Origin of the sequence: Vogesella fluminis (assembly GCF_014652335.1) — a bacterium.
Taxonomy (GTDB): Bacteria; Pseudomonadota; Gammaproteobacteria; order Burkholderiales; family Chromobacteriaceae; genus Vogesella; species Vogesella fluminis.
In genome coordinates this window covers 38,290-58,499 of the sequence record NZ_BMYP01000002.1, presented here as the reverse complement: position 1 = coordinate 58,499, position 20,210 = coordinate 38,290, and the positions used below count along the sequence as shown (strand labels likewise).

The window sequence follows — 20,210 nt, the reverse complement described above, 5'->3', positions numbered from 1 at the left end:
CATTACCACAGCCATGCCGGTACCAACTCCGCCTGTAGGTCGGGTTAGCGCAGCGTAACCCGACGTTGCTGCCGCCTCACCAAGGTTGGCCGCAAGCAGCCACCGCCATGACGAGCGCAAGCCTTGATCCTGGTCGCGATCTTACCGGCCGATCCGTGTTGCAATGGCCGCCCCGGTGCCGCTGACATTGCCGTTACAATCATGTCATTGAGCATCGCCACCTGCGCCGCTTGCGGCCAACCTTGCAAAGGATCGCCCCATGTTTGAATCCGCCGAGATCGGCCACGTCATCGACAAGAGCACTTACAAGGCCGAGGAGGCCGCGCTGCGCGAGGCGCTGCTGGAAGTGCAGTACGAGCTGAAAGAGCGCGGCGAATTCCCGCTCTTGCTGCTGATCCACGGAATGGACGGCGCCGGCCGCGGCGAGACGCTGAGCCAGATCAACGAGTGGCTGGACCCGCGCCTGATCCACACCGCGGCGTTTGACAAGCCCAACGACGACGCGCGCGAGCGGCCGTGGATGTGGCGCTACTGGCGCGAGCTGCCGGCCAAGGGCCGCATCGGCATGTTCTTCGGCTCCTACTATTCCGATGCGCTGTTCGACCGTGTCGACAGCAAGACCAACCGCGACGCCTTCGACAAGCAGCTGTTCGACATCCTGCGCTTCGAGCGCATGCTGGCCAACGACGGCGTGCTGGTGCTGAAGTTCTGGCTGCACCTGGCCGAGGACAAGCAGAAGAAGCGGCTGAAGCTGCTGGAAAAGGACCCGGCCACCGCGTGGCGGGTGACCGAGGCCGACTGGAAGCACCACGGCCAGTACAGCCGCATCAAGAACAATGCCGAGCACATGATGCGGCTGACCAACACCGCCTACGCGCCGTGGCTGGTGGTGGACGGCGAGGATGCCAACTACCGCAGCCTGACCGTCGGCCGCGCGCTGTTGCAGGCGCTGCAGCAGCGGCTGGCGCTGGATCACGTGTGGCAGGCGCGCTCCGACGTGGCGGCGATCACGCCGCCGGCGGACAACAAGCTGCTGCTGGAATCGCTGCAGCTGGATCAGGCGCTGTCCAAGGGCGACTACCAGCGGCAGCTGGAGGCGCTGCAGGGGCGGCTGAACGGGCTGACGCGGCATCCGAAGTTCGCCGAGCACTCGCTGGTGCTGGCCTTCGAGGGCAACGACGCGGCCGGCAAGGGCGGTGCCATCCGCCGCATCACCCAGGCGCTGGATGCCCGCCGCTACCGCGTGGTGCCGATAGCCGCTCCCACCGACGAGGAACGCGCACAGCCGTGGCTGTGGCGCTTCTGGCGTCACGTGCCGGGCAAGGGCAAGGTCGCCATCTTCGACCGCAGCTGGTACGGCCGCGTGCTGGTGGAGCGGGTGGAAGGCTTTGCCGAAACCGCCGACTGGATGCGCGGCTACTACGAGATCAACGACTTCGAGCACCAGCTGCGCGACAACAACGCCATCGTGCTCAAGTTCTGGCTGGCGATCAGCGCCGACGAGCAGCTGGCGCGCTTCAAGTCGCGCGAGGAAACCGGCTTCAAGCGCTTCAAGATCACCGAGGAAGACTGGCGCAACCGCGACAAGTGGGACGACTACAAGGTGGCGGTGTGCGACATGATCGACCGCACCAGCACCAGCGCGGTGCCGTGGACGCTGGTGCCGGCCAACAACAAGTACTACGCGCGCATCAGGATCCTGACCACCATCTGCGAGGCGCTGGAGGCGAAGCTGGGCGCCTGAGCGCACCGTGCGGTATCGTGATGCCGATTCCGCTTACCCGCTGCGGCGGGTAAGCGCCTGTTCACGATCCGCTGTATATCAATGGGGTGACATCACCTTGAAAACGGCTGTGGCCTGCAGGTTTATCTCCGGATAAACGCCGCCTGCGCAGCCGTTTGCGCCCGGTCTCGCGTGAGCGCGCGCGATCGTGAACACCTTCCAACGTCTTTTGCCAGGTTTGCCCATGACTGCCACTGTCAGCGACAGCTTTCTTCCCGACCAGCTCGCGCGCCTGTTCGCGCGGCTGGACCCCGAGCACGGCCCGGCGCTGCAGCCCTTGCTGCAACGGTTGCTGGCGGCGGTGGCCGGCGGCCACGTCTGCCTGGCCGGCCTGTCCGGCGACGACTACGCGCGGCTGCGGCACAGCCCGCTGGCCGGCCGCGCCGGCAATTACACGCCGCTGGTGCTGGACGAGGGCGGGCGGCTGTACCTCGCGCGCCACTGGCAGGACGAGACGCAGCTGGTGGCGGCGCTGACGCGGCTGGCGCGCGACCCGCAGCCGCTGGGCGGCGATATCGAGAGCGTGCTGGACGCGCTGTTCGGGCCAGCCGATGCCGGCGACTGGCAGCGGCTGGCCGCGCGGCTGGCCACCGAGCGCCGCTTCATGGTGATCTCCGGCGGCCCCGGCACCGGCAAGACCACCACCGTGGTGCGGCTGCTGGCGGCGCTGGCGGCATTGTCGCCACGGCCGCTGGTGATGGCGATGGCGGCGCCGACCGGCAAGGCGGCGGCGCGGCTGACCGAATCGGTGCGCGCCGCGCGCGATGCGCTGCCGGTGGCGGACGCGGTACGCGCGCAGCTACCGGACAAGGCGCAGACGCTGCACCGCCTGATCGGGCTGATCCCCGGCACCGCGCGGCCACGGCAGCATGCGGCCAACCCCCTGCCGCTGGACGTGCTGGTGGTGGACGAGGCGTCGATGGTGGACTTGAGCCTGATGGCGCAGACGGTGGCGGCGCTGCCGTCGCACGCGCGGCTGATTCTGCTTGGCGACCGCGACCAGCTGGCCTCGGTGGAAGCCGGTGCGGTGCTGGGCGACATCTGCAGCCGGCAGGCGTGGCGCAGCGACACGGCGCAAAGGTTGGCCGCAGCGGGCGTCAGCCTGCCCGGCGACATCGACGACAGCGCCATCCTCGCCGACAGCGTGGTGGTGCTGCAGAAAAGCCACCGCTTCGGTGCCGACTCCGGCATCGGCCGCCTGGCGCGCGCGGTCAATGCCGCGGCGCTGGACGAGGTGCACGCCTTGCTGGCACAGCCCGAGCTATCCGACATCCAGCTGCAGCCGGCACTGCCCGATGGCGCCGGCCTGCTGGCGCAGCGCGCCGGCTACTGGCAGGCGCTGGCGCAGCTGGATGAGGCCGACAGCGACTGGGCGCCGCTGTTTGCCGCCTTCCACCGCTTCATGCTGCTGGCGGCGGAGCGGCACACGGTGGCGGCCATCAACGCGCAGATCGAGACCGAGCTGGAAAAGCTGGGCCGCAAGGCCGCCGGCAGCGACTGGTACGCCGGCCGCCCGGTGATGGTGACGCGCAACGACTACGGCATCGGGCTGTTCAACGGCGACATCGGCCTCACCGTGGCGCGGGAAGGGCGGCTGCGGGTGGTGTTCCCCACCACCGACGGCGGCTGGCGTGAGGTGGCGCCGGCGCGGTTGCCGGAGCACGACACCGTGTACGCGATGACGGTGCACAAGTCGCAGGGTTCGGAGTTCGCCAGCGTGTGGCTGGCGCTGCCGGCGGCGCCGAGCGCGGTACTGACCCGCGCACTGGTGTATACCGCGATTACCCGCGCCCGCGATATGTTCGTGCTGGCCGGCAACCCGGCGGTGCTGGAGGCCGGCGTGCTCAACGCGCCGCCGCGGCAATCCGGCCTTGCCGGGCGGCTGTGGCCGCAGCCGGGGGCGTACGGCCTGCTGTCGGCCGGGGCGGAGGCCGTTGCGGAGGGTCATTGACCCGCAGCACGATGACTGTAGTCATGGCATTATTTTAATTAATGTCTTGACGCAATAAGGGCTGTTGACTACAATGTGCCCCACTTCTTCGGAAGTAACGGAGTGTAGCACAGCCCGGTAGTGCGCCTGCTTTGGGAGCAGGAGGTCCAAGGTTCGAATCCTTGTACTCCGACCAACATGAAAGCCAGTCATCCGCGTGATGACTGGCTTTTGCGTATCTGCGGCCCACCAGATCATTCTGGCGGGCCGTTGTCGTTTGTGTGCGGCCACTCCCGCCGGCTGGGCGTTCTAAAGAAAACACCCCGCACGCGGCGGGGTGTGACAGGCTGGCCGCAAGCGGCAGGGCCGGTATTACTTTTCGACGAAGGCGCGTTCGATGGCGTAGTGGCCGGGCTCACCCATGCGTGGCGACTCAATGAAGCCGAGGCTGTCCAGCATCTTGCAGGTGTCTTCCAGCATCGCCGGGCTGCCGCACAGCAGTGCGCGGTCGGTTTGCGGGTTCATCTGCGGCAGGCCGATATCGCTGGCCAGCTTGCCGTTCAGGATCAGGTCGGTCAGGCGGCCCTGGTTGCGGAACGGCTCGCGCGTCACGGTCGGGTAGTAGATCAGCTTTTCGCGGATCATCTCGCCCAGGAATTCGTGCTCGGCCAGTTCCTTGGTGATGTAGTCCTGGTAGCCCAGCTCGCTGACCCAGCGTACACCGTGGATCAGCACGATTTTTTCGTAGCGGTCGTACACGTCCGGGTCCTTGATGATGGACATGAACGGGGCGAGGCCGGTACCGGTGGACAGCAGGTACAGGTTCTTGGCGTCCGGCAGCAGGTTGTCCTGCACCAGGGTGCCGGTCGGCTTGCCGGAGATCACCACCTTGTCGCCCGGCTGGATGTTCTGCAGGCGCGAGGTCAGCGGACCGTTCGGCACTTTGATCGAGTAAAATTCAAGATGCTCTTCCCAGTTGGCGCTGGCCACCGAGTAGGCGCGGATCAGCGGTTTGCCGTTCACTTCCAGACCGATCATCACGAACTGGCCGTTGATGAAGCGCAGGCCGGGGTCGCGGGTGCAGGTGAAGCTGAACAGGGTATCGTTCCAGTGGTGAACGGACAGGACGGTTTCGGAGGAAAGAGTGGCCATGAGTGTCGTCTTTATCAAACGGGCAAATTCAACAAGTGCATATTCTAACCCGACTTCCAAATAACTGCTTGGATGTAAATGTTCTGTCTTTATTGCTTTTCTTGTGGGTGTCTGGTGGCAGAATGATACTGGTTCTCGAATGGCCCGCCGTGACGCGCTTGCCGGGGCCTGCGGCGGGGTGACTTGCCCTGCCGCTGGCGGCACGATATGTTGCTGTGCAACAACACGTTGGAGAGATCAGGGCATGAAACTGTGCGTGATAAACGGCGACGGCATCGGTCGCGAGGTGGTGCCGCAGGCGGTGCGGGTGTTGCGCCGGCTGCTGCCGGATCTGCAGACCGTCGACGCCGAGGCCGGCTGGGACACCTTCCGGCAGCAGGGCACGGCACTGCCGGCGGCCACGCTGGCGGCGGCGCGCGATTGTGGCGCGGTGCTGTTCGGCGCGGTCAGCTCGCCGGCCTATCCGGTGGCCGGCTACCGCTCGCCCATCGTGCAGCTACGGCGCGAGCTGGGCTGCCACGCCAATGTGCGGCCAACCCTGAGCCTGCCTGGCTGCGGCGCGGCCGGGGGCATCGACCTGCTGATCGTGCGCGAGAACACCGAAGACCTGTACGTCGGCGAGGAGCAGTCCGACGGCGACACCGCCACCGCCATCAAGCGCATCACCCGTGCCGCCTCGCGCCGCGTCGCCGAGACCGCGTTCCGGCTGGCGCAGGACGGCGGCCGCCGGCGCGTGACCATCGTGCACAAGGCCAACATCATGCCGCTCACCGACGGCCTGTTCCGCGACGCGGCGCGTGCTGTGGCGGCGGATTATCCGCAGATCGCGGTGGACGAGCTGCTGGTCGACACCGCCGCGCTGAAGCTGGCGCAGGCAGCGCAGGGTTTCGACGTGCTGCTGGCACCCAATCTCTACGGCGATATCCTGTCCGATCTGGCGGCGGCGTTCGGTGGCGGGCTGGGCGTGGCGGCGTCGCTGAATCTGGGCGCCGAGGCGGCGATCGCCGAGCCGGTGCACGGCTCGGCGCCGGACATCGCCGGCCGTGGCATCGCCAACCCGGTGGCCAGCTTGCTGTCGCTGGCGCTGCTGCTGCGCCACTGGTGGGCGCGGCCAACGTTGGCCGCAACGCTGGAGCAGGCGGTGCGGCGCACGCTGGGCGACGGCATCGCCACGCCCGACCTCGGCGGGGACGCCGGGACGGCGGCGTTTTGCGATGCGGTGCTGGCACGGCTCTGAGCCGGCCCTGCGGTGGCGACGTGAAAAACAAAAAAGCCCTGACGCGGTGCGCAGGGCCTTGATGAGTCTTGNCCATGGTCCACGTGACCGATGGTACCAACGTTTACGTGCGGCTTGGTCCGCGCAAACTTTTCCTTAGCCATGGCAAATTCCCTGAATACAATAAAATGAGTNCCGGGACGGCGGCGTTTTGCGATGCGGTGCTGGCACGGCTCTGAGCCGGCCCTGCGGTGGCGACGTGAAAAACAAAAAAGCCCTGACGCGGTGCGCAGGGCCTTGATGAGTCTTGTGGTGGGGGGAGAAGGATTCGAACCTTCGAAGGCTGAGCCGTCAGATTTACAGTCTGATCCCTTTGACCGCTCGGGAATCCCCCCCTGCAAGAGCAGGCGCATATTAGTTGTCCGCGGCTGGATTGTCAACCCTGCGATCGGCAAAAGACACGCCCGGCGGCCGCGACAAATCGTCGCAGCCTGCCGCGCAGGGCGACGGCGATGCTAAAGTAGCCGCCATGATGACTTCCACGTTTCCGGCATTGTTTGCGGCCAACCTTGGGCCGGTGGCGCAGGCGGTGCGGCGTCTGCGCTGGCTGATGCTGGGCGCGGCGCTGCTGACCCTGGCACTGGCCGCGCTGCTGGCGCTGCGGCTGCCATGGCTGCTGCTGGCACAGGCGCTGGCGACGCTGGCGCTGCTCAATCTCGTGCTGCGGCACTGGCCGTTGCCGCCACGCTCGCAGCTGGCGCTGGGCCTGTTCGGCGACGTGCTGGTGCTCTCCGAGGTGCTGGCTTTCAGCGGCGGCGCCGCCAACCCGCTGGCCTCGCTGTACCTGCCGCCGGTGCTGCTGGCGGCGCTGCTGCTGCCGCCGCGCCAGGCGTGGCTGCTGGCGCTGCTGAGCCTGGGCGGCTATGCGCTGCTGTTTGGCTGGCACCTGCCGTGGCCGCTGGCCGGTGACGATGCTGCCTACGCCTTCCGCCTGCATCTGGTCGGCATGTGGCTGACCTTTGCCGTGTCGGTGCTGCTGCTGACCGGCTTCGTGTCGTCGCTGGCGCGGCAGCTGGCACAGCGCGAGGCGGCGCTGGCGCAGGCGCGCGAGGCGCAGCTGCGCGACGAGCAGCTGGTGGCGCTGGGCGTGCAGGCGGCGGGCACCGCGCACAGCCTGTCGACGCCGCTCAATACGCTGACCCTGCTGTGCGACGAGCTGTGCGCCGGTACCGCCGGCGATGCCGCGCTGCAGGCCGATCTGCAACTGATGCGGCAGCAGCTGGCGCTGTGCCGCCAGGCGCTGGTGCAGCTGAAGGCCGGCGCCGAGAGGCGGCCGCCGCCGCAGCCCATCGGCGATACGCTGGCGCAGCAGCTGCAGGGCTGGCAGGCGACGCGGCCGGGGGTGCGGCTGCAGCGCGACGGCCTGCTGCACGGCGGGCCGGCGATGGCGCCGGACCCGCGCTTCTGGCCGGCGCTGTTCAACCTGCTCAACAACGCGGCGGAGGCCGGCGGCGGCGAGGTGGAGCTGGATGCCGCCATCGTTGCCGGCCAGCTGCAATTATGTATCCGCAACCGCCGCGGCCGGCTCAGCGCCGCGCAGCTGGCGCGGGCCGGGCTGGCGCCGCTGGACAGCGATAAGCCGGCCGGCCTCGGCCTCGGGGTGATGCTGTCACACGTGACGCTGTCGCACCTGGGCGGCGAATTGCGTCTGGAAAACGATGCTGCCGGCGGCGTGTGCGCCACGCTGCGGCTGCCACTGGAGGGCGACACATGATGGACATCCTGCTGGTAGAGGACGATGCGGCATTTGCCGCGATGCTGGCGCGCAGCCTGCAGCGACGCGGCCATACGGTACGCCATGCGGCCAACGTGGCCGCGGCACTGCAGGAAGCGGCCGCTGCGCCGCAGGCGATCATCCTCGACCTTAACCTCGACGGCGACAGCGGCCTGCGCCTGCTGCCGCAACTGCTGGCGGTGGCGCCGCAGGCCAGGCTGCTGGTGCTGACCGGCTATGCCAGCATTGCCACCGCAGTGGAGGCGGTGAAGCTGGGCGCGGTCAACTATCTGGCCAAACCGGCCGGCGCCGACGAGATTCTCGCCGCGCTCGGTGCGGTGGCGGCAAATCCGGAATGTGCGCTGCCGGCCGCGCCGATGTCACTGAAGCGCATCAGCTGGGAACACCTGCAGCGGGTGCTGGCTGAGAACAACGGCAATGTCTCTGCCACCGCGCGTGCGCTGAACATGCACCGCCGCAGCGTGCAGCGCATGCTGGCCAAGCACCCGGTGCACGATTGACCGGCCCGCTGGCGCAGAACAACGGTACGGCGTCCGGGCCGGCGCTGTGACAAAACAAGTGTTAACAGGCCCTAAACTACTGATAAAGCAGTGGACAAATTAGAGCAATTGCCTTAAATTGTGCGCTGCACTCAAGCCGAAAGGTTTTTGTGGTGTTAGCCCCTCGAAGCATCCGTCGGCCCTGTGCCGGTGTGGTGTTTCTTCCTCGTGTTGGCCCCTGCGGAAACCCTCAGGGGATTTTTTTTGCCTGCCGTTTTTGCCGGCCGGCAGCGGATACGACAATGCGGCCAACCTTGGTTCAAGGTTGGCCGCATCGTTTTGGGGGCGGGACTGGCGCGTTACAGCCACTTGCCCGGGTTCATGATGTGTTGCGGATCGAGCGCCTGTTTCACCGCGCGCATCACCGCCAGCGCCGCCGGGTCCTTGTAGCGTTGCAGCCAGTGGCCCTTGAGCTGGCCGACGCCGTGCTCGGCCGCCAGCGTGCCGCGCAGGCGGTGGACCTGTTCGTAGACGATGGCGTTGACCGCGTCCTCGTCGGCAAACAACTCGGCATTGCCGGGGCGGGTGTGGCTGATGTTGTAGTGCAGGTTGCCGTCGCCGGCGTGGCCGAAGGCGACGATGCGCACACCGGGGAAGGCGGCCTGCAGCGCGGCGCCGCAGGCGTCGAGAAAGGCCGGGATCGCCGAGGTCGGCACGCCGATATCGTGCTTGATGCTGGGGCCGTCGCGCTTTTGCAGCTCCGACATCTGCTCGCGCAGCTGCCACAGCCGCGCGCGTTCGCTGTCGTTCTGCGCCAGCACGCCGTCGCCGAGGCCGCGCGCGGCCAGCCACTGCAGCAGCCGCTCCTGCAGGCTGGTGTTGTCGCCGCTGTCGGACAGCTCGACCAGCAGCGCCCACGGCGCCGTAAACGGCAGCGCGCCCGGCTGGTACTTGTCGAGCAGCTGCTGGCACACCTCGGACATCATCTCGAAGCTGGTCAGCCGGTCGCCGAACGCCGCCTGCAGCGCGTTGAGGGTGGCGATGGCTTCGTCGGCGCCGGCGACGCCGAGCAGCGCGGTGGCGTGCGCGGTGGGCTGCGGGAACAGCTTCAGCGTGGCGGCGGTGATCAGCCCGAGCTGGCCCTCGGCGCCGATGAACAGCTGCTTCACGTCCAGGCCGCTGGTGTCCTTGCGCAGCGCGGTCAGCGCGTCCAGCAGCTGGCCGTCCGGCAGCACCACCTCCAGCCCCAGGGTCAGCTCGCGCATGGTGCCGAAACGCAGCACGGCGAGGCCGCCGGCGTTGGTGGACAGGTTGCCGCCGATCTGGCAGCTGCCCTCGCTCGCCAGCGACAGCGGGAACAGCAGCCCGGCATCGGCCGCCGCCGCCTGCACCGCCGCCAGCGTGCAGCCGGCCTCGACGGTGATGGTCTGGTTGGCCGCGTCGACGGCACGGATGCGGTTCAGGCGCCGAAAGGCGATCAGCAGCTGCCGGCCGCTGCCGTCCGGCGTCGCCGCGCCGCAGGTGGAGGTGTTGCCGCCCTGCGGCACGATGGCGATGCGGTGGGCGGCGCAGAAGCGCACCAGCGCCGCCACCTCGTCGCGGCTGGCCGGCAGCGCCACCGCCAGCGGCGCCCCGTGGTAGCGGCCGCGGTAGTCGGTAATGAAGGGCGCGATGTCGTGCGGTGCGGTCAGCAGGTTGGCGGCGCCGACAATGGCGGCCAGTGGCGCAAGCAGATCGGTCATGACGTGGTTTCCGGTTCGGCGCTGGTGTCGGAGTCGCAGCCGGCGCCGATGGCCAGATAGCGTCGCGCCAGTCGCGCGAACAGCGGCACGGCGACGGCGGGTAGCCAGCGCAGGTAGTGGGTGGGGGCGGTGAGCAGGCCGCAGTGGTAGCGCGCGGCCGTAGCCTGCCACTGCAGCGCCGGGCAGGCGCCGTCACGGTGGCGCAGCAGCAGGCGGGACAACGGGCAGGGCGCCGCGGCGCAGCACACCCCGCAACCGTTGCAGACGGCGCCGGACGCCGGTTTGGCCGGTGCGGCGCGGGCCAGCCAGATGCGCTGCGGCGCGCTCATGTCAGTTCTCCGGCGCCATCAGCGCGTCCGGATGCTGCCAGCCGGGCTGGGCGGCGATGCGCGCCAGCCAGGCGCCAACCTGCGGCCAAGCTTGCAGGTCGATGCCGGCGTCGGCGGCCCACCACAGGTAGGCGCTGGCCGACAGGTCGGCGAGCGACAGGCCGCCGGCGAGCAGGTAGTCCTGCGTCGCCAGTTGCGCGTCCAGCACGTCGAGGTCGGCGCGGCAGCGCTGTTCCAGCCAGGCTTCGACTGCCGCCGGCTGTGGCTCAAAACGGCGCGCGTAGCGCAGATTGGGCAGCGACAGGCCGATGCGGTTGCTCTCCCAGCTCAGCCATTCGCGCAGCACCTGGCGCTCGCCTGGCTGGCCGGCGAGCACGCCCTGGTTCTCCGCCAGCCACTGCAGGATGGCGTTGGATTGCACCATCGCCACGCCGTCGACCACCAGTGCCGGCACCTCGTCCCAGCGGCTGGCGGCGCGGAAGTCGGCCGGGCGCTCTGCGCGCGGCGTGGGCAGCGCAACGTGGCGGTATTGGTGTGCAACCTTGCCCAGCACCAGCGCCAGCCTGATCTTGTAGCTGTGGCCGGAGAGGCAGTTGCCGTAGAGGATGAGACTGCTCATGGGGGAATCCTGTGCCAGACGGGCGCTGCCCGCTCAAGCCCCCGATGATACGCGCAAGTGGCGGCCTGGCGCTGCTGGCAACGCCTCGCCGCGTCCCCGGGCGCGCCGATGCCGATCGTAGCAGGCGCAGGGCAAGGCGGCGCCACGCAGGATTGGGGCGTGGCGCTTAACCGGTCCAGCCGCCGCGCAGCAGGCGGTAGCCCCAGGCCAGGATTTCGGCGCCGGCCCACCACAGCAGCGCGACATAGACCCACGCCAGCACGGTGGCGACGTAGCCGGCCAGCAGCAGCGCGCCGTCGCGCAATCGCAGCCCCCACGCCAGCAGCGCCACCGCGGCGGCGGGCACCATATTGTCGAAGGAGATCACCGGCACTGGCACCATCATCGACAGCCCGGCCAGCGCCAGCATGCCGCCATTGAGGTAGCGGTAGCGCGGCGAGCTGAGCCGCAACAGTCGCGGCCGGCTGCGTGCCAGCAGGTGCTGGTTGAGCCGGGCCAGCAGCCCTTGCAGGCGCTCGCCCAGCGCCGGCGGCAGGCGGCGTTGCGCCAGCCATGCCGGCAGTGCCACCGGTCGCGCCAGCAGCAGGCCGCCGGCCAGCAGCAGGCACAGCGCGCCGACGCTGGTGGCCATGCCGGGTACGGTCAGCGGCAACAGCAGCGGCAGCGCCAGCAGCCCGAGCCAGCGCAACTGCTGGCGCGGGTGGCGGCCGACGGCCTCGCCCAGGGTGGCGTGCGACAGCGGGGGAGGGAGCGCGCGCGCCCGGCGGGTGCGGGCGGGGCGGGAGTGGTGAGGCAGCATGGCGGTCCACGGAATGAAGGCAACAAGCACTATGCGACCGGCGCATGGCGAATTTGTTGCAGGCCGCGGCCGCCACGGGGCTTATTTTTGCCAGTAGGTCTTCACGTTGACGAATTCGTACAGTCCGAATTCGGACAGCTCGCGGCCGTAGCCGGAAGCCTTGACGCCGCCGAAGGGCAGGCGCAGGTCGGAGCTGGTATAGCGGTTGATGAACACCGCGCCGGCCTCGATCTCGCGCCCCAGCCGCCACGCCTGCTCGGTGTCGGCGCTGAAGATGGTGGCGCCGAGGCCGAACGGGGTGTCGTTGGCCAGACGGATGGCGTCGTCGACGTTGGCCGCACGCAGGATGCTGGCCACCGGGCCGAACACCTCCTCGTGGTAGATGCGGCAGGCGCTGTTGACGTGGTCCAGCACCGTGGCCGGGTAGTAGAAGCCGGCGCCGTGCGGCATGAGGCCGCCGGCCAGCAGCTGCGCGCCGTGGCCCTGCGCATCCAGCACCTGCGCGTGCAGCGCCTCGCGCAGGTCGGCACGGGTCAGCGGCGCCAGCGTGGTGGCGGCGTCGGCCGGATGGCCGGGCACCAGCGCGCGGACGTGTTCGAGAAAGGCGGCGACGAAGGCGTCGGCGATCTCCGGCACCACGATCATGCGCTTGGCGGCGTTGCAGCTTTGGCCCGCGTCGCGAAAGCGCGAGTGCGCGGCCTCGCTGGCGGCGGCCTCGACGTCAGCGTCGGCCAGCACGATGAAGGGGTTGCTGCCACCCAGCTCCAGCACGGTTTTCTTCAGGTGGCGGCCGGCCATGGCCGCGATCTGGCGCCCGGTGGTGGTGGAGCCGGTGAAGGCCACCGCGTCGCAGCCGCGGATGGCGTCGTCGACCGCCTCGTGCTCGATCCATGCCATGTCCAGCACGTCCAGTCCGGCCTGACGCACGATGTCCAGCAGCAGCGCGCTGCACTGCGGCACCGACGGCGCCGGCTTCACCAGGCAGGCGTTGCCGGACATCAGCGCCGGCACCGCGAAGCGTAGCACCTGCCAGATCGGGTAGTTCCATGGCATGATCGCCAGCACGATGCCCAGCGGCTCGAAGGCGACGCCGCTCTTGCTGGCGCCGGTGGCGATGTCCTTGCTGGCCAGCAGCGTCGGCGCCAGGTCGGCGTAGTAGCGGATCAGCTGCACCGATTTGTCGATCTCGGCCAGGCATTCGCGCTCCAGCTTGCCCACTTCCAGCGACACCAGGGCCGCCAGCGCATGCCGGCTGGCTGCCAGCTGGTCGGCCAGCAGCAGCAGGCGCGCGGCGCGTTCGGCGGTCGCGAGGTGCGACCACGCGTGCTGTGCGCGGCGCAGTGCGGCCAGTTGTGGCGGCAGGGAATCGGCGGACAGGGCGGGGCGGGTGTACACCACCTCGCCGGAGGCAGGGTTGCAGCTGGTAAAGGCGGTCATGACGCGGCGGCTTGGCTACGGGGAAAGATGGTCACTGTAGCAAAAATCCATCCGCCGCGGCAGGCGGCAAGGTTGGCCGCAACGGTTGCGGCCAACCTTGTGTTGGCTTGGAACGTGTTCACGATCTCGCGCTTACGCGAGACCAAGGCGAAAACGGCTGAGGAAGCGGTGTTTATCCGGCTTTAAACACGCATGCCGAAGCCGTACTCACCGCGCAACGTTTCTCGAAGCACGGCAGAGTGTGAACAGGTTCTCAGCGGCCGGCGGTATCGGTGCCGGGCACGCCGCGCACCCCGGCCAGCAGCGCGTGCAGCGCGGCATCGTCGCCCCAGTAGCCCAGCCGTGCCAGGCAGTCGATGGCGGTCAGCGCGGCATCGCTCATGAACTGGCCGTTGACCAGATGCTGTTCCACTTCCGCCAGCGGCATCAGCACGTGCTCGGCCACTTCACCGTCCTGGTTCTGCGGGATTTCGCCTTCCTTCAGCCACAGGTCGAACACGTACAGCCATTCGCGGTGCAGGCCGCGCGGCACCGGGCGCTCGGCCAGCAAGAGCGCGGTCTGCGGCAGCAGCTCCAGCCGCGTCGGCGGGATGCCGGCTTCTTCCCAGCCCTCGCGCTCCAGCGCGATCTGGATGCTCTCGCCGGCGGCGATGCCGCCGCCCATCAGGTTGTCGAGGCGGTTGGGCGCCACGTCCTTGAACGGGCTGCGGCGGCCGACCCACATGCGGATCTCGCCGTCGGCCATGCGCTGCAGGCCGTTGAGGTGCACCGCGCGGCTGGTCAGCCCCAGCGGACGGAACGCGGCGCGTTCCATCGCGAAGGCCGGTGTGCCGTCGCTGAAATAGGCGGTGAATTTTTCGTCGCGCCAGCCGTTGAGCCAGCCGGCGTCGCGCCAGCGCAGCGCGGCGGCGGCGAGGGTGGCGCTGCGCGCGGTGAAGTCCGGCTCGTCATCCAGCGCCTTCAGCACGCCGTTTTCCTCGCGGAAGATCGCCGCTTCCTGCGCCAGCAGGCGTTCGCGCCAGATGTCGTTGACACAGCCGATACGCTGACCTGCGAGTTCGAGGGGGAAATAACCGGTCTTGTCGTAGCACACAATCTGTTCGAGTGCGCCGGTAACGGCTTGCAGCTGCATGACATCTCCTGCCAGTTTTCGTGAAGGCGACATCTTACGGAGATTTGCCGCGACGGGCAGGAATTTGCGGCAGGATGGCGGCCGCTGCGCGTGCCGGCGTGTGCATGTACAACAGTTGCCGCATGATCTGTCCGCCAGCCGGTATGGCCGGGCAGGGGGCTGGTTGCGGGGAGAACGCCGTAGCGGCGGGCCGGACCGCAGGACACGGTTCCGGGCTGCCGGACAATCCGGCAGACTGGCGCACCCGAGTGGGATCGAACCACTGACCTTCAGCTTCGGAAACTGACACTCTATCCAACTGAGCTACGGGTGCTGTCAGGAAAAGCAGGCGGATAATAGCGCAAGCGACCGGCAGCGTCCAGTCGTGGCCGCCGGTTTGCGCGATGGCAGGGGCGCTTCCGGCTCCTTTGCCTTGTGTGGGGCCTTTCCGTATAATTTGCCCGGATTTTTTGACATTTATGACAGCGAGGCTGGAATGAGTAACGAAACCAAAGCGCCAGGCCGGATCGTCACGATCCTGCTCGGTATCGTCGCACTGGTCGTGGTGGCCATCTGGCTGCTGGCGAGACTGGCCACCAGCGGTTTTGATGTCAATGCGGAAGTGATGAGCAAGGAAGCCGTTGCCGCCCGTCTCAAGCCGATCGGCGAATCGGTAGCCAGCGATGCGCCTCCGGGCATGCGTACCGGCGAGCAGGTCTATACCGGCATCTGCCTTTCCTGTCACGGCGCCGGCCTGGCTGGCGCACCGAAATTCGGCGATGCCGCCGCCTGGGGGCCGCGTGTGGCCCAGGGCTGGGATACCCTGGTCAAGCATGCGCTGGAAGGCTTCAACGCGATGCCGGCCAAGGGCGGTGCGGCCGACCTGTCCGACGACGAGTTGAAGCGCGCAGTGGCCTATATGGGTAATGCTGCGGGTGGCAAGTTCACCGAACCGCCGGTGGGTGGCGCCGAAGGTGCCGCGGCAGCCGACCCTGCGGTCGTCGGCAAGAAGGTGTACGAGAGCGTGTGCATGGCCTGCCATGACAGCGGCGCGGCCGGCGCACCGAAGTTCGGCGACAAGGCTGCCTGGGCACCGCGTCTGGCCAAGGGTGTGGACGGTCTGCTGGCGTCCGCCGCCAAGGGCCTGAATGCGATGCCTCCCAAGGGCGGCTACGGCGGTTCCGATGCCGAGTTCAAGGCGGCCGTGGAATACCTGGCCAATTCTGCCAAGTAAGTTTCCGGCAGTTGCCATCAAAAACGCCGCGCGGTTGCGCGGCGTTTTTCATTGCGGCCAACGTTGGCCGCAAGGCGGCGTTTACTGCTCCGGCTTCTGCACCTTGCTGTCGAGGCTGGCCATCAGGTTGGCAAGCTTGCTCTTGCCCTCGCGCTTGCTGACGATGGGTTCGGCGCCGGGCTTGCCGAAGTGGCGGATGTCGTCGCCGCTGATCTCGGCGATGAAGCGCGACGGTTCCACGAACAGCCACTCGCCGGCGCGGCGGCGCTTGACACAGTAGGTCAGCGTCAGGCTGCGCTGGGCGCGGGTGATGCCGACGTACATCAGGCGCCGTTCTTCCTCCACCATGCCGTTGTCCACCGATTCGCTGTGCGGCAGGATGCCTTCCTCGCAGCCGATCAGGAACACGTGCGGGTATTCCAGCCCTTTGGACGCGTGCAGGGTGGACATCTTCACCGCGTCGACTTCGCCCTCGTCGCGGCCTTCCAGCATGGTGATCAGCGCGATGGTCTGCGACAGCTCGATCAGGTTCTTGCCGTCGGCATCGCCTTTCTTCTGCAGCCAGGCCGCCAGCTCCGTCACGTTTTTCCACTTGATTTCGGCGGCACGCTGGCTGTCCTCGCTGTCGTACAGCCAGGCCTCGAAGCCGATCGCCTTCAGCATTTCCATCACCAGCTCGCCGGCCGGCTCGCGCGTGGCGCGGTATTGCAGGTTGGCGATGAAGCGGCAGAAGTCTTCCAGCGGCCTGAGCTGTGCATCCTGTACCTGTACGCGCAGGCCCGGTTCGTGAGCGGCGGCGAACAGGCTGTTGCCGCGCTGTCCGGCCCAGTTGCCCAGCTTTTCCAGCGTGGTGGCGCCGACGCCGCGCTTGGGGGTGGTGAGTGCGCGGATGAAGGCCGGGTCGTCGTCGGGGTTGGCGATCAGGCGCAGGTAGGCCAGTACGTCCTTGATTTCCGGCTTGTCGAAGAAGCTCTGCCCGCCGGCCATCTGGTACGGGATGCGCTGGTTGCGCAGTGCCTGTTCGAAGATGCGCGCCTGGTAGTTGCCGCGATAGAGGATGGCGTAATCCTTGAACGCCGTGCGGTGCTCGAACTTGTGCGCCAGGAGGCGCTGCACTACCACGTCGGCCTCATGTTCCTCGTCCTTGCACTGCACCACGTGGATGGGGTCGCCCAGGCCCAGCTCGCTCCACAGCTGCTTCTCGAACAGCTTGGGGTTGTTGGCGATCACCGAGTTGGCGGCACGCAGGATGCGTGCGGTGGAGCGGTAGTTCTGCTCCAGCTTGATCACCTTCAGCTTGGGAAAGTCGTGCTGCAGCAGGCGCAGGTTTTCCATGTTGGCGCCGCGCCAGGCGTAGATCGACTGGTCGTCGTCGCCCACCGCGGTAAACATGCCGCGCACACCGGTGAGCAGCTTCACCAGCTGGTACTGGCAGGTGTTGGTGTCCTGGTATTCGTCGATCAGCAGGTAGCGCAGCTTGCCTTGCCACTTGATCAGTATCTCGGGGTGGCTGCGCAGCAGCTCTACCGGGAAGCGGATCAGGTCGTCGAAGTCCATCGCCTGATAGGCGGTGAGCGTTGCCTGGTAGCCGGCGTAGGTCGTTGCGCAGATGCGGTCGAACTCGTTGTCGGCGGCCCGCAGCGCGGCGTCGGGGCCGAGCAGTTCGTTTTTCCACAGCGAGATGCGGCTTTGCACCTTGCGCACTTCGTCCTTGTGCGTGCTTTTCAGGATGTCGGAAATGATCTTGGCGGCGTCGTAGCTGTCGAGAATGGAAAACTGCGGCTTGTAGCCGAGGTGTGGCGCCTCCTGGCGCAGGAAATGCATGCCCAGCGAGTGAAAGGTGGACACGGTGATGCCTTTCAGCAGGCGGCTGTCCATCAGCTTGCCGACGCGCTCCAGCATCTCGCGTGCCGCCTTGTTGGTGAAGGTGATGGCGGCGATGTGGCGCGCGTCGTAACCGCCCTCGCGGATCAGGTACTCGATCTTCTGGGTGATCACCCGCGTCTTGCCGGAGCCGGCGCCGGCAAGTACCAGCAGCGGGCCGTCCAGCGACATGATGGCGGCGCGTTGCGGCGGATTCAGTTGCAGCAGGGACATGGGATGTCGTCAATCTTTCATGGACAACGCGCATTGTAGAGCCCGCGGCACAATACGGCCATGCGCTTTCCTTTATCATTGGCGGCCGGCCCACCGCCGTGGCAATAACGGCGGGCGCGACGGTGCGGCACGGCTCAGGCCAAGGTTGGCCGCATTCATCAACAGGACAACAACACATGGCCACCTACGCGATTGGCGATTTGCAGGGCTGCTTTGCGCCCTTTATGGCGCTCTTGCGCCAGATTGAATTCAACCCCGGCCGCGACACGCTGTGGCTGACCGGTGACCTGGTCAACCGCGGCCCGGAATCGCTGGCGGTGCTGCGCTGGGTGTACGAGCACCAGGACTGCACGCAGATGGTGCTCGGCAACCACGACCTGCACCTGCTGGCGGTGGCCGAGGGCTACGGCAAGATCCACAGCGACGACACCATTAACGACGTGCTGGACGCCGCCGACAGCAAGCTGCTGCTGGACTGGCTGCGCTGCCAGCCGCTGATGATCTACGAACAGGGCTACGCGATGGTGCACGCCGGCCTGCTGCCGGAGTGGAGCATCAACAAGGCGCTGCGACTGGCGGAGGAGGTGGAGGACGAGCTGTCGGGCAAGGACTACCGCAAGCTGTTCGCCAAGCTGTACGGCAACAAGCCCTCGCGCTGGCACGGCGAGCTGAAGGGCATGGATCGCTGGCGGCTGATCATCAACGCGATGACGCGGATGCGCTTCATCAACAGCGACGGCGAGCTGGACCTGTCCTACAAGGGCGAGCTGGACGGCGCGCCGGCGCAGCTGCGGCCGTGGTTTGCGGTGGACGGGCGGCGCAGCATGGACACGCCCATCGTCTGCGGCCACTGGTCGGCGCTGGGGCTGATGCTGAACGAGGATGTGCTGGCCATCGACAGCGGCTGCCTGTGGGGCGGCAGCCTGACCGCGGTGCGGCTGGAAGACCGCGCCTGCTTCTCGCTGCCGTGCCCGCCCTATCGCGAGATCGGCAAGGCCAGGTAAGGCGCGGCGGCTGCGGCCAACATTGGCCGCAAGAAAAAAGCCCCTGTCCTGTGACAGGGGCTTTGCGTTGGTAGTGAGCGGGATCAGCTCAGCTCTTGCGACACTTCGCGGATCAGGTGCGGCGCTTCCACCGGCAGGCCGTGCTGGATCGGGGTCGGGTTGGCCAGCTCGCGCTGCATCTGTGCCACGTCCAGCGAGTTTTCCCACTTCGCCACCACCACGGTGGCCACCGCGTTGCCGACCAGGTTGGTCAGTGCGCGCGCTTCGGACATGAAGCGGTCGATGCCGAGGATCAGCGCCAGGCCGGCGACCGGGATTTCCGGAATCGTCGCCAGGGTGGCGGCGAGGGTGATGAAGCCGGAGCCGGTGACGCCGGCGGCGCCCTTGGAGGTCAGCAGCAGCACGCCGATGATGGTCAGCTCCTGGGTCAGCGTCAGGTCGATGCCGCAGGCCTGGGCGATGAAGATCGCAGCCATGGTCAGGTAGATCGAGGTGCCGTCCAGGTTGAAGGAGTAACCGGTCGGCACTACCAGACCGACCACCGGCTTGGCACAGCCCAGCTGTTCCAGCTTGGCCATCAGCCGCGGCAGCGCCGACTCCGACGACGAAGTGCCCAGCACGATCAGCAGCTCTTCCTTGATGTACTTGATCAGCTTCCACACGCTGAAGCCGTTGGCACGGGCGATGGTGCCCAGCACCAGGCCGATGAACAGCACGCAGGTCAGGTAGAAGCTGCCCATCAATGCCGCCAGCTGCGCCAGGCTGCCGACGCCGTATTTGCCGATGGTGAACGCCATCGCGCCGAAGGCACCGATCGGGGCCAGCTTCATGATGAAGCCGATCACCGAGAACAGCACGTGCGAGACCTTCTCGAACAACTCCACCACCGGCTTGCCCTGCTTGCCCATCAGCGACAGGCCGACGCCGAACAGCACCGAGAACAGCAGTACTTGCAGGATTTCGCCCTCGGCGAAGGCGCCGACCACGCTATGCGGAATGATGTGCAGGATGAAATCGACCGTGCTCTGGCCGGCGGCCTTTTCGGTGTACTTGGCGATGGCGCCGGCATCCAGCGTGGCCGGATCGACGTTCATGCCGGCGCCGGGCTGCAGCACGTTGACTACCACCAGGCCGATGATCAGCGCCAGCGTGGTGACCACTTCGAAGTACAGCAAGGCCTTGCCGCCGACGCGGCCAACCTTTTTCATGTCTTCCATGCCGGCAATGCCGACCACGATGGTGCAGAAGATGATCGGCGCGATCATCATCTTCACCAGCTTGATGAAGCCGTCGCCCAGCGGTTTCATCTTGGCGCCGAGTTCCGGCATCAGGTGCCCGAGGGTCACCCCCAGTACGATGGCGACAATGACCTGAAAATACAGGCTCTTGTAAAAGGGTTTGTTCTGCATGGTGCACTCTCCTGTGTCCGGCGCCGTGATGGTCGCCCACGCTGTGTTGGCGTCTTGGCGAGGATCATGCGGCA

General features: G+C 67.4%; 16 protein-coding genes, 3 tRNA genes and 1 pseudogene. 8 read left to right on the top strand and 12 right to left on the bottom strand.

Annotated elements, in window-relative coordinates:
* Positions 1-259: 259 nt before the first annotated feature.
* The 3 genes from pap (at position 260) to IE083_RS01090 (ending at position 3,909) form a co-directional block, all read left to right on the top strand.
* The gene (gene pap, locus IE083_RS01100; RefSeq protein ID WP_189351794.1) at positions 260-1,744 is read left to right on the top strand and encodes a polyphosphate:AMP phosphotransferase; all 1,485 of its coding nucleotides are present in this window, start codon (positions 260-262) and stop codon (positions 1,742-1,744) included.
* A 223-nt stretch (positions 1,745-1,967) separates the two neighbouring features.
* Positions 1,968-3,734 (top strand): exodeoxyribonuclease V subunit alpha, encoded by a 1,767-nt coding sequence (gene recD / locus IE083_RS01095; protein WP_189351793.1) that lies wholly within the window; start codon positions 1,968-1,970, stop codon positions 3,732-3,734.
* A 98-nt stretch (positions 3,735-3,832) separates the two neighbouring features.
* Positions 3,833-3,909: transfer RNA gene (locus tag IE083_RS01090), tRNA-Pro, on the top strand.
* A 176-nt stretch (positions 3,910-4,085) separates the two neighbouring features.
* Here the strand turns inward: IE083_RS01090 and IE083_RS01085 are convergent.
* Positions 4,086-4,865: a ferredoxin--NADP reductase gene (locus IE083_RS01085; protein WP_189351792.1), complete on the bottom strand. Its 780-nt coding sequence runs from the start codon at positions 4,863-4,865 to the stop codon at positions 4,086-4,088.
* A gap of 244 nt (positions 4,866-5,109) precedes the next feature.
* Between IE083_RS01085 and IE083_RS01080 the strand changes: the two genes are divergently transcribed.
* Complete coding sequence (locus IE083_RS01080; protein ID WP_189351791.1) at positions 5,110-6,102, top strand: isocitrate/isopropylmalate dehydrogenase family protein; 993 nt, start codon at positions 5,110-5,112, stop codon at positions 6,100-6,102.
* A gap of 74 nt (positions 6,103-6,176) precedes the next feature.
* Here the strand turns inward: IE083_RS01080 and IE083_RS15745 are convergent.
* Both IE083_RS15745 and IE083_RS01075 read right to left on the bottom strand, forming a co-directional pair.
* Positions 6,177-6,245, bottom strand: a pseudogene (locus IE083_RS15745) (GTP-binding protein); the annotation flags it as partial.
* 146 nt (positions 6,246-6,391) lie between these two features.
* Positions 6,392-6,476, bottom strand: a tRNA-Tyr gene (locus IE083_RS01075).
* A gap of 134 nt (positions 6,477-6,610) precedes the next feature.
* Between IE083_RS01075 and IE083_RS01070 the strand changes: the two genes are divergently transcribed.
* Positions 6,611-7,855, top strand: a complete 1,245-nt coding sequence (locus IE083_RS01070; RefSeq protein WP_189351790.1) for a sensor histidine kinase — start codon at positions 6,611-6,613, stop codon at positions 7,853-7,855.
* Positions 7,852-8,376, top strand: coding sequence for a response regulator transcription factor (locus IE083_RS01065; RefSeq protein WP_189351789.1), 525 nt, complete (start codon positions 7,852-7,854; stop codon positions 8,374-8,376). The genes IE083_RS01070 and IE083_RS01065 overlap by 4 nt, the downstream gene beginning before the upstream one ends.
* A gap of 338 nt (positions 8,377-8,714) precedes the next feature.
* Here the strand turns inward: IE083_RS01065 and IE083_RS01060 are convergent, their stop codons facing one another.
* From IE083_RS01060 to IE083_RS01030, 7 genes are all read right to left on the bottom strand, one after another.
* Complete coding sequence (locus IE083_RS01060) at positions 8,715-10,097, bottom strand: FAD-binding oxidoreductase (RefSeq protein ID WP_189351788.1); 1,383 nt, start codon at positions 10,095-10,097, stop codon at positions 8,715-8,717.
* Positions 10,094-10,426: a hypothetical protein gene (locus IE083_RS01055; protein WP_189351787.1), complete on the bottom strand. Its 333-nt coding sequence runs from the start codon at positions 10,424-10,426 to the stop codon at positions 10,094-10,096. Before IE083_RS01055 ends, IE083_RS01060 begins: the two co-directional genes overlap by 4 nt.
* Before the next feature lies 1 nt (position 10,427).
* Entirely contained in the window at positions 10,428-11,045 is a 618-nt protein-coding gene (locus IE083_RS01050) for a glutathione S-transferase family protein (protein WP_189351786.1), read from the bottom strand.
* A 166-nt stretch (positions 11,046-11,211) separates the two neighbouring features.
* Complete coding sequence (locus IE083_RS01045; RefSeq protein ID WP_189351785.1) at positions 11,212-11,844, bottom strand: exopolysaccharide biosynthesis protein; 633 nt, start codon at positions 11,842-11,844, stop codon at positions 11,212-11,214.
* An 81-nt stretch (positions 11,845-11,925) separates the two neighbouring features.
* Positions 11,926-13,281, bottom strand: a complete 1,356-nt coding sequence (locus IE083_RS01040) for an aldehyde dehydrogenase family protein (protein ID WP_189351784.1) — start codon at positions 13,279-13,281, stop codon at positions 11,926-11,928.
* A gap of 253 nt (positions 13,282-13,534) precedes the next feature.
* Positions 13,535-14,413 (bottom strand): NUDIX hydrolase, encoded by an 879-nt coding sequence (locus tag IE083_RS01035; protein WP_189351783.1) that lies wholly within the window; start codon positions 14,411-14,413, stop codon positions 13,535-13,537.
* Positions 14,414-14,649: 236 nt separating this feature from the next.
* A tRNA-Arg gene (locus tag IE083_RS01030) sits at positions 14,650-14,726 on the bottom strand.
* 162 nt (positions 14,727-14,888) lie between these two features.
* On the opposite strand from IE083_RS01030, the gene IE083_RS01025 reads away from it, so the two are divergent.
* Entirely contained in the window at positions 14,889-15,626 is a 738-nt protein-coding gene (locus IE083_RS01025; RefSeq protein ID WP_189351782.1) for a c-type cytochrome, read from the top strand.
* Between the two features lie 81 nt (positions 15,627-15,707).
* Here IE083_RS01025 and IE083_RS01020 read toward each other — a convergent pair whose 3' ends face one another.
* A complete protein-coding gene (locus IE083_RS01020) occupies positions 15,708-17,723 on the bottom strand; it encodes a UvrD-helicase domain-containing protein (RefSeq protein WP_189351781.1) in 2,016 nt (671 codons plus the stop codon).
* Between the two features lie 176 nt (positions 17,724-17,899).
* Between IE083_RS01020 and IE083_RS01015 the strand changes: the two genes are divergently transcribed.
* A complete protein-coding gene (locus IE083_RS01015; RefSeq protein ID WP_189351780.1) occupies positions 17,900-18,727 on the top strand; it encodes a symmetrical bis(5'-nucleosyl)-tetraphosphatase in 828 nt (275 codons plus the stop codon).
* 83 nt (positions 18,728-18,810) lie between these two features.
* On the opposite strand, the gene IE083_RS01010 is transcribed toward IE083_RS01015, so the two are convergent.
* Positions 18,811-20,136, bottom strand: a complete 1,326-nt coding sequence (locus IE083_RS01010) for a dicarboxylate/amino acid:cation symporter (protein WP_189351779.1) — start codon at positions 20,134-20,136, stop codon at positions 18,811-18,813.
* Positions 20,137-20,210: the final 74 nt, after the last annotated feature.

Bases quoted from the DNA above. Each gene is read 5' to 3' on its own strand.
- pap (WP_189351794.1), top strand. From the start codon at position 260: ATGTTTGAATCCGCCGAGATCGGCCACGTCATCGACAAGAGCACTTAC.
- recD (WP_189351793.1), top strand. From the start codon at position 1,968: ATGACTGCCACTGTCAGCGACAGCTTTCTTCCCGACCAGCTCGCGCGC.
- IE083_RS01085 (WP_189351792.1), bottom strand. From the start codon at position 4,865: ATGGCCACTCTTTCCTCCGAAACCGTCCTGTCCGTTCACCACTGGAAC.
- IE083_RS01080 (WP_189351791.1), top strand. From the start codon at position 5,110: ATGAAACTGTGCGTGATAAACGGCGACGGCATCGGTCGCGAGGTGGTG.
- IE083_RS01070 (WP_189351790.1), top strand. From the start codon at position 6,611: ATGATGACTTCCACGTTTCCGGCATTGTTTGCGGCCAACCTTGGGCCG.
- IE083_RS01065 (WP_189351789.1), top strand. From the start codon at position 7,852: ATGATGGACATCCTGCTGGTAGAGGACGATGCGGCATTTGCCGCGATG.
- IE083_RS01060 (WP_189351788.1), bottom strand. From the start codon at position 10,097: ATGACCGATCTGCTTGCGCCACTGGCCGCCATTGTCGGCGCCGCCAAC.
- IE083_RS01055 (WP_189351787.1), bottom strand. From the start codon at position 10,426: ATGAGCGCGCCGCAGCGCATCTGGCTGGCCCGCGCCGCACCGGCCAAA.
- IE083_RS01050 (WP_189351786.1), bottom strand. From the start codon at position 11,045: ATGAGCAGTCTCATCCTCTACGGCAACTGCCTCTCCGGCCACAGCTAC.
- IE083_RS01045 (WP_189351785.1), bottom strand. From the start codon at position 11,844: ATGCTGCCTCACCACTCCCGCCCCGCCCGCACCCGCCGGGCGCGCGCG.
- IE083_RS01040 (WP_189351784.1), bottom strand. From the start codon at position 13,281: ATGACCGCCTTTACCAGCTGCAACCCTGCCTCCGGCGAGGTGGTGTAC.
- IE083_RS01035 (WP_189351783.1), bottom strand. From the start codon at position 14,413: ATGCAGCTGCAAGCCGTTACCGGCGCACTCGAACAGATTGTGTGCTAC.
- IE083_RS01025 (WP_189351782.1), top strand. From the start codon at position 14,889: ATGAGTAACGAAACCAAAGCGCCAGGCCGGATCGTCACGATCCTGCTC.
- IE083_RS01020 (WP_189351781.1), bottom strand. From the start codon at position 17,723: ATGTCCCTGCTGCAACTGAATCCGCCGCAACGCGCCGCCATCATGTCG.
- IE083_RS01015 (WP_189351780.1), top strand. From the start codon at position 17,900: ATGGCCACCTACGCGATTGGCGATTTGCAGGGCTGCTTTGCGCCCTTT.
- IE083_RS01010 (WP_189351779.1), bottom strand. From the start codon at position 20,136: ATGCAGAACAAACCCTTTTACAAGAGCCTGTATTTTCAGGTCATTGTC.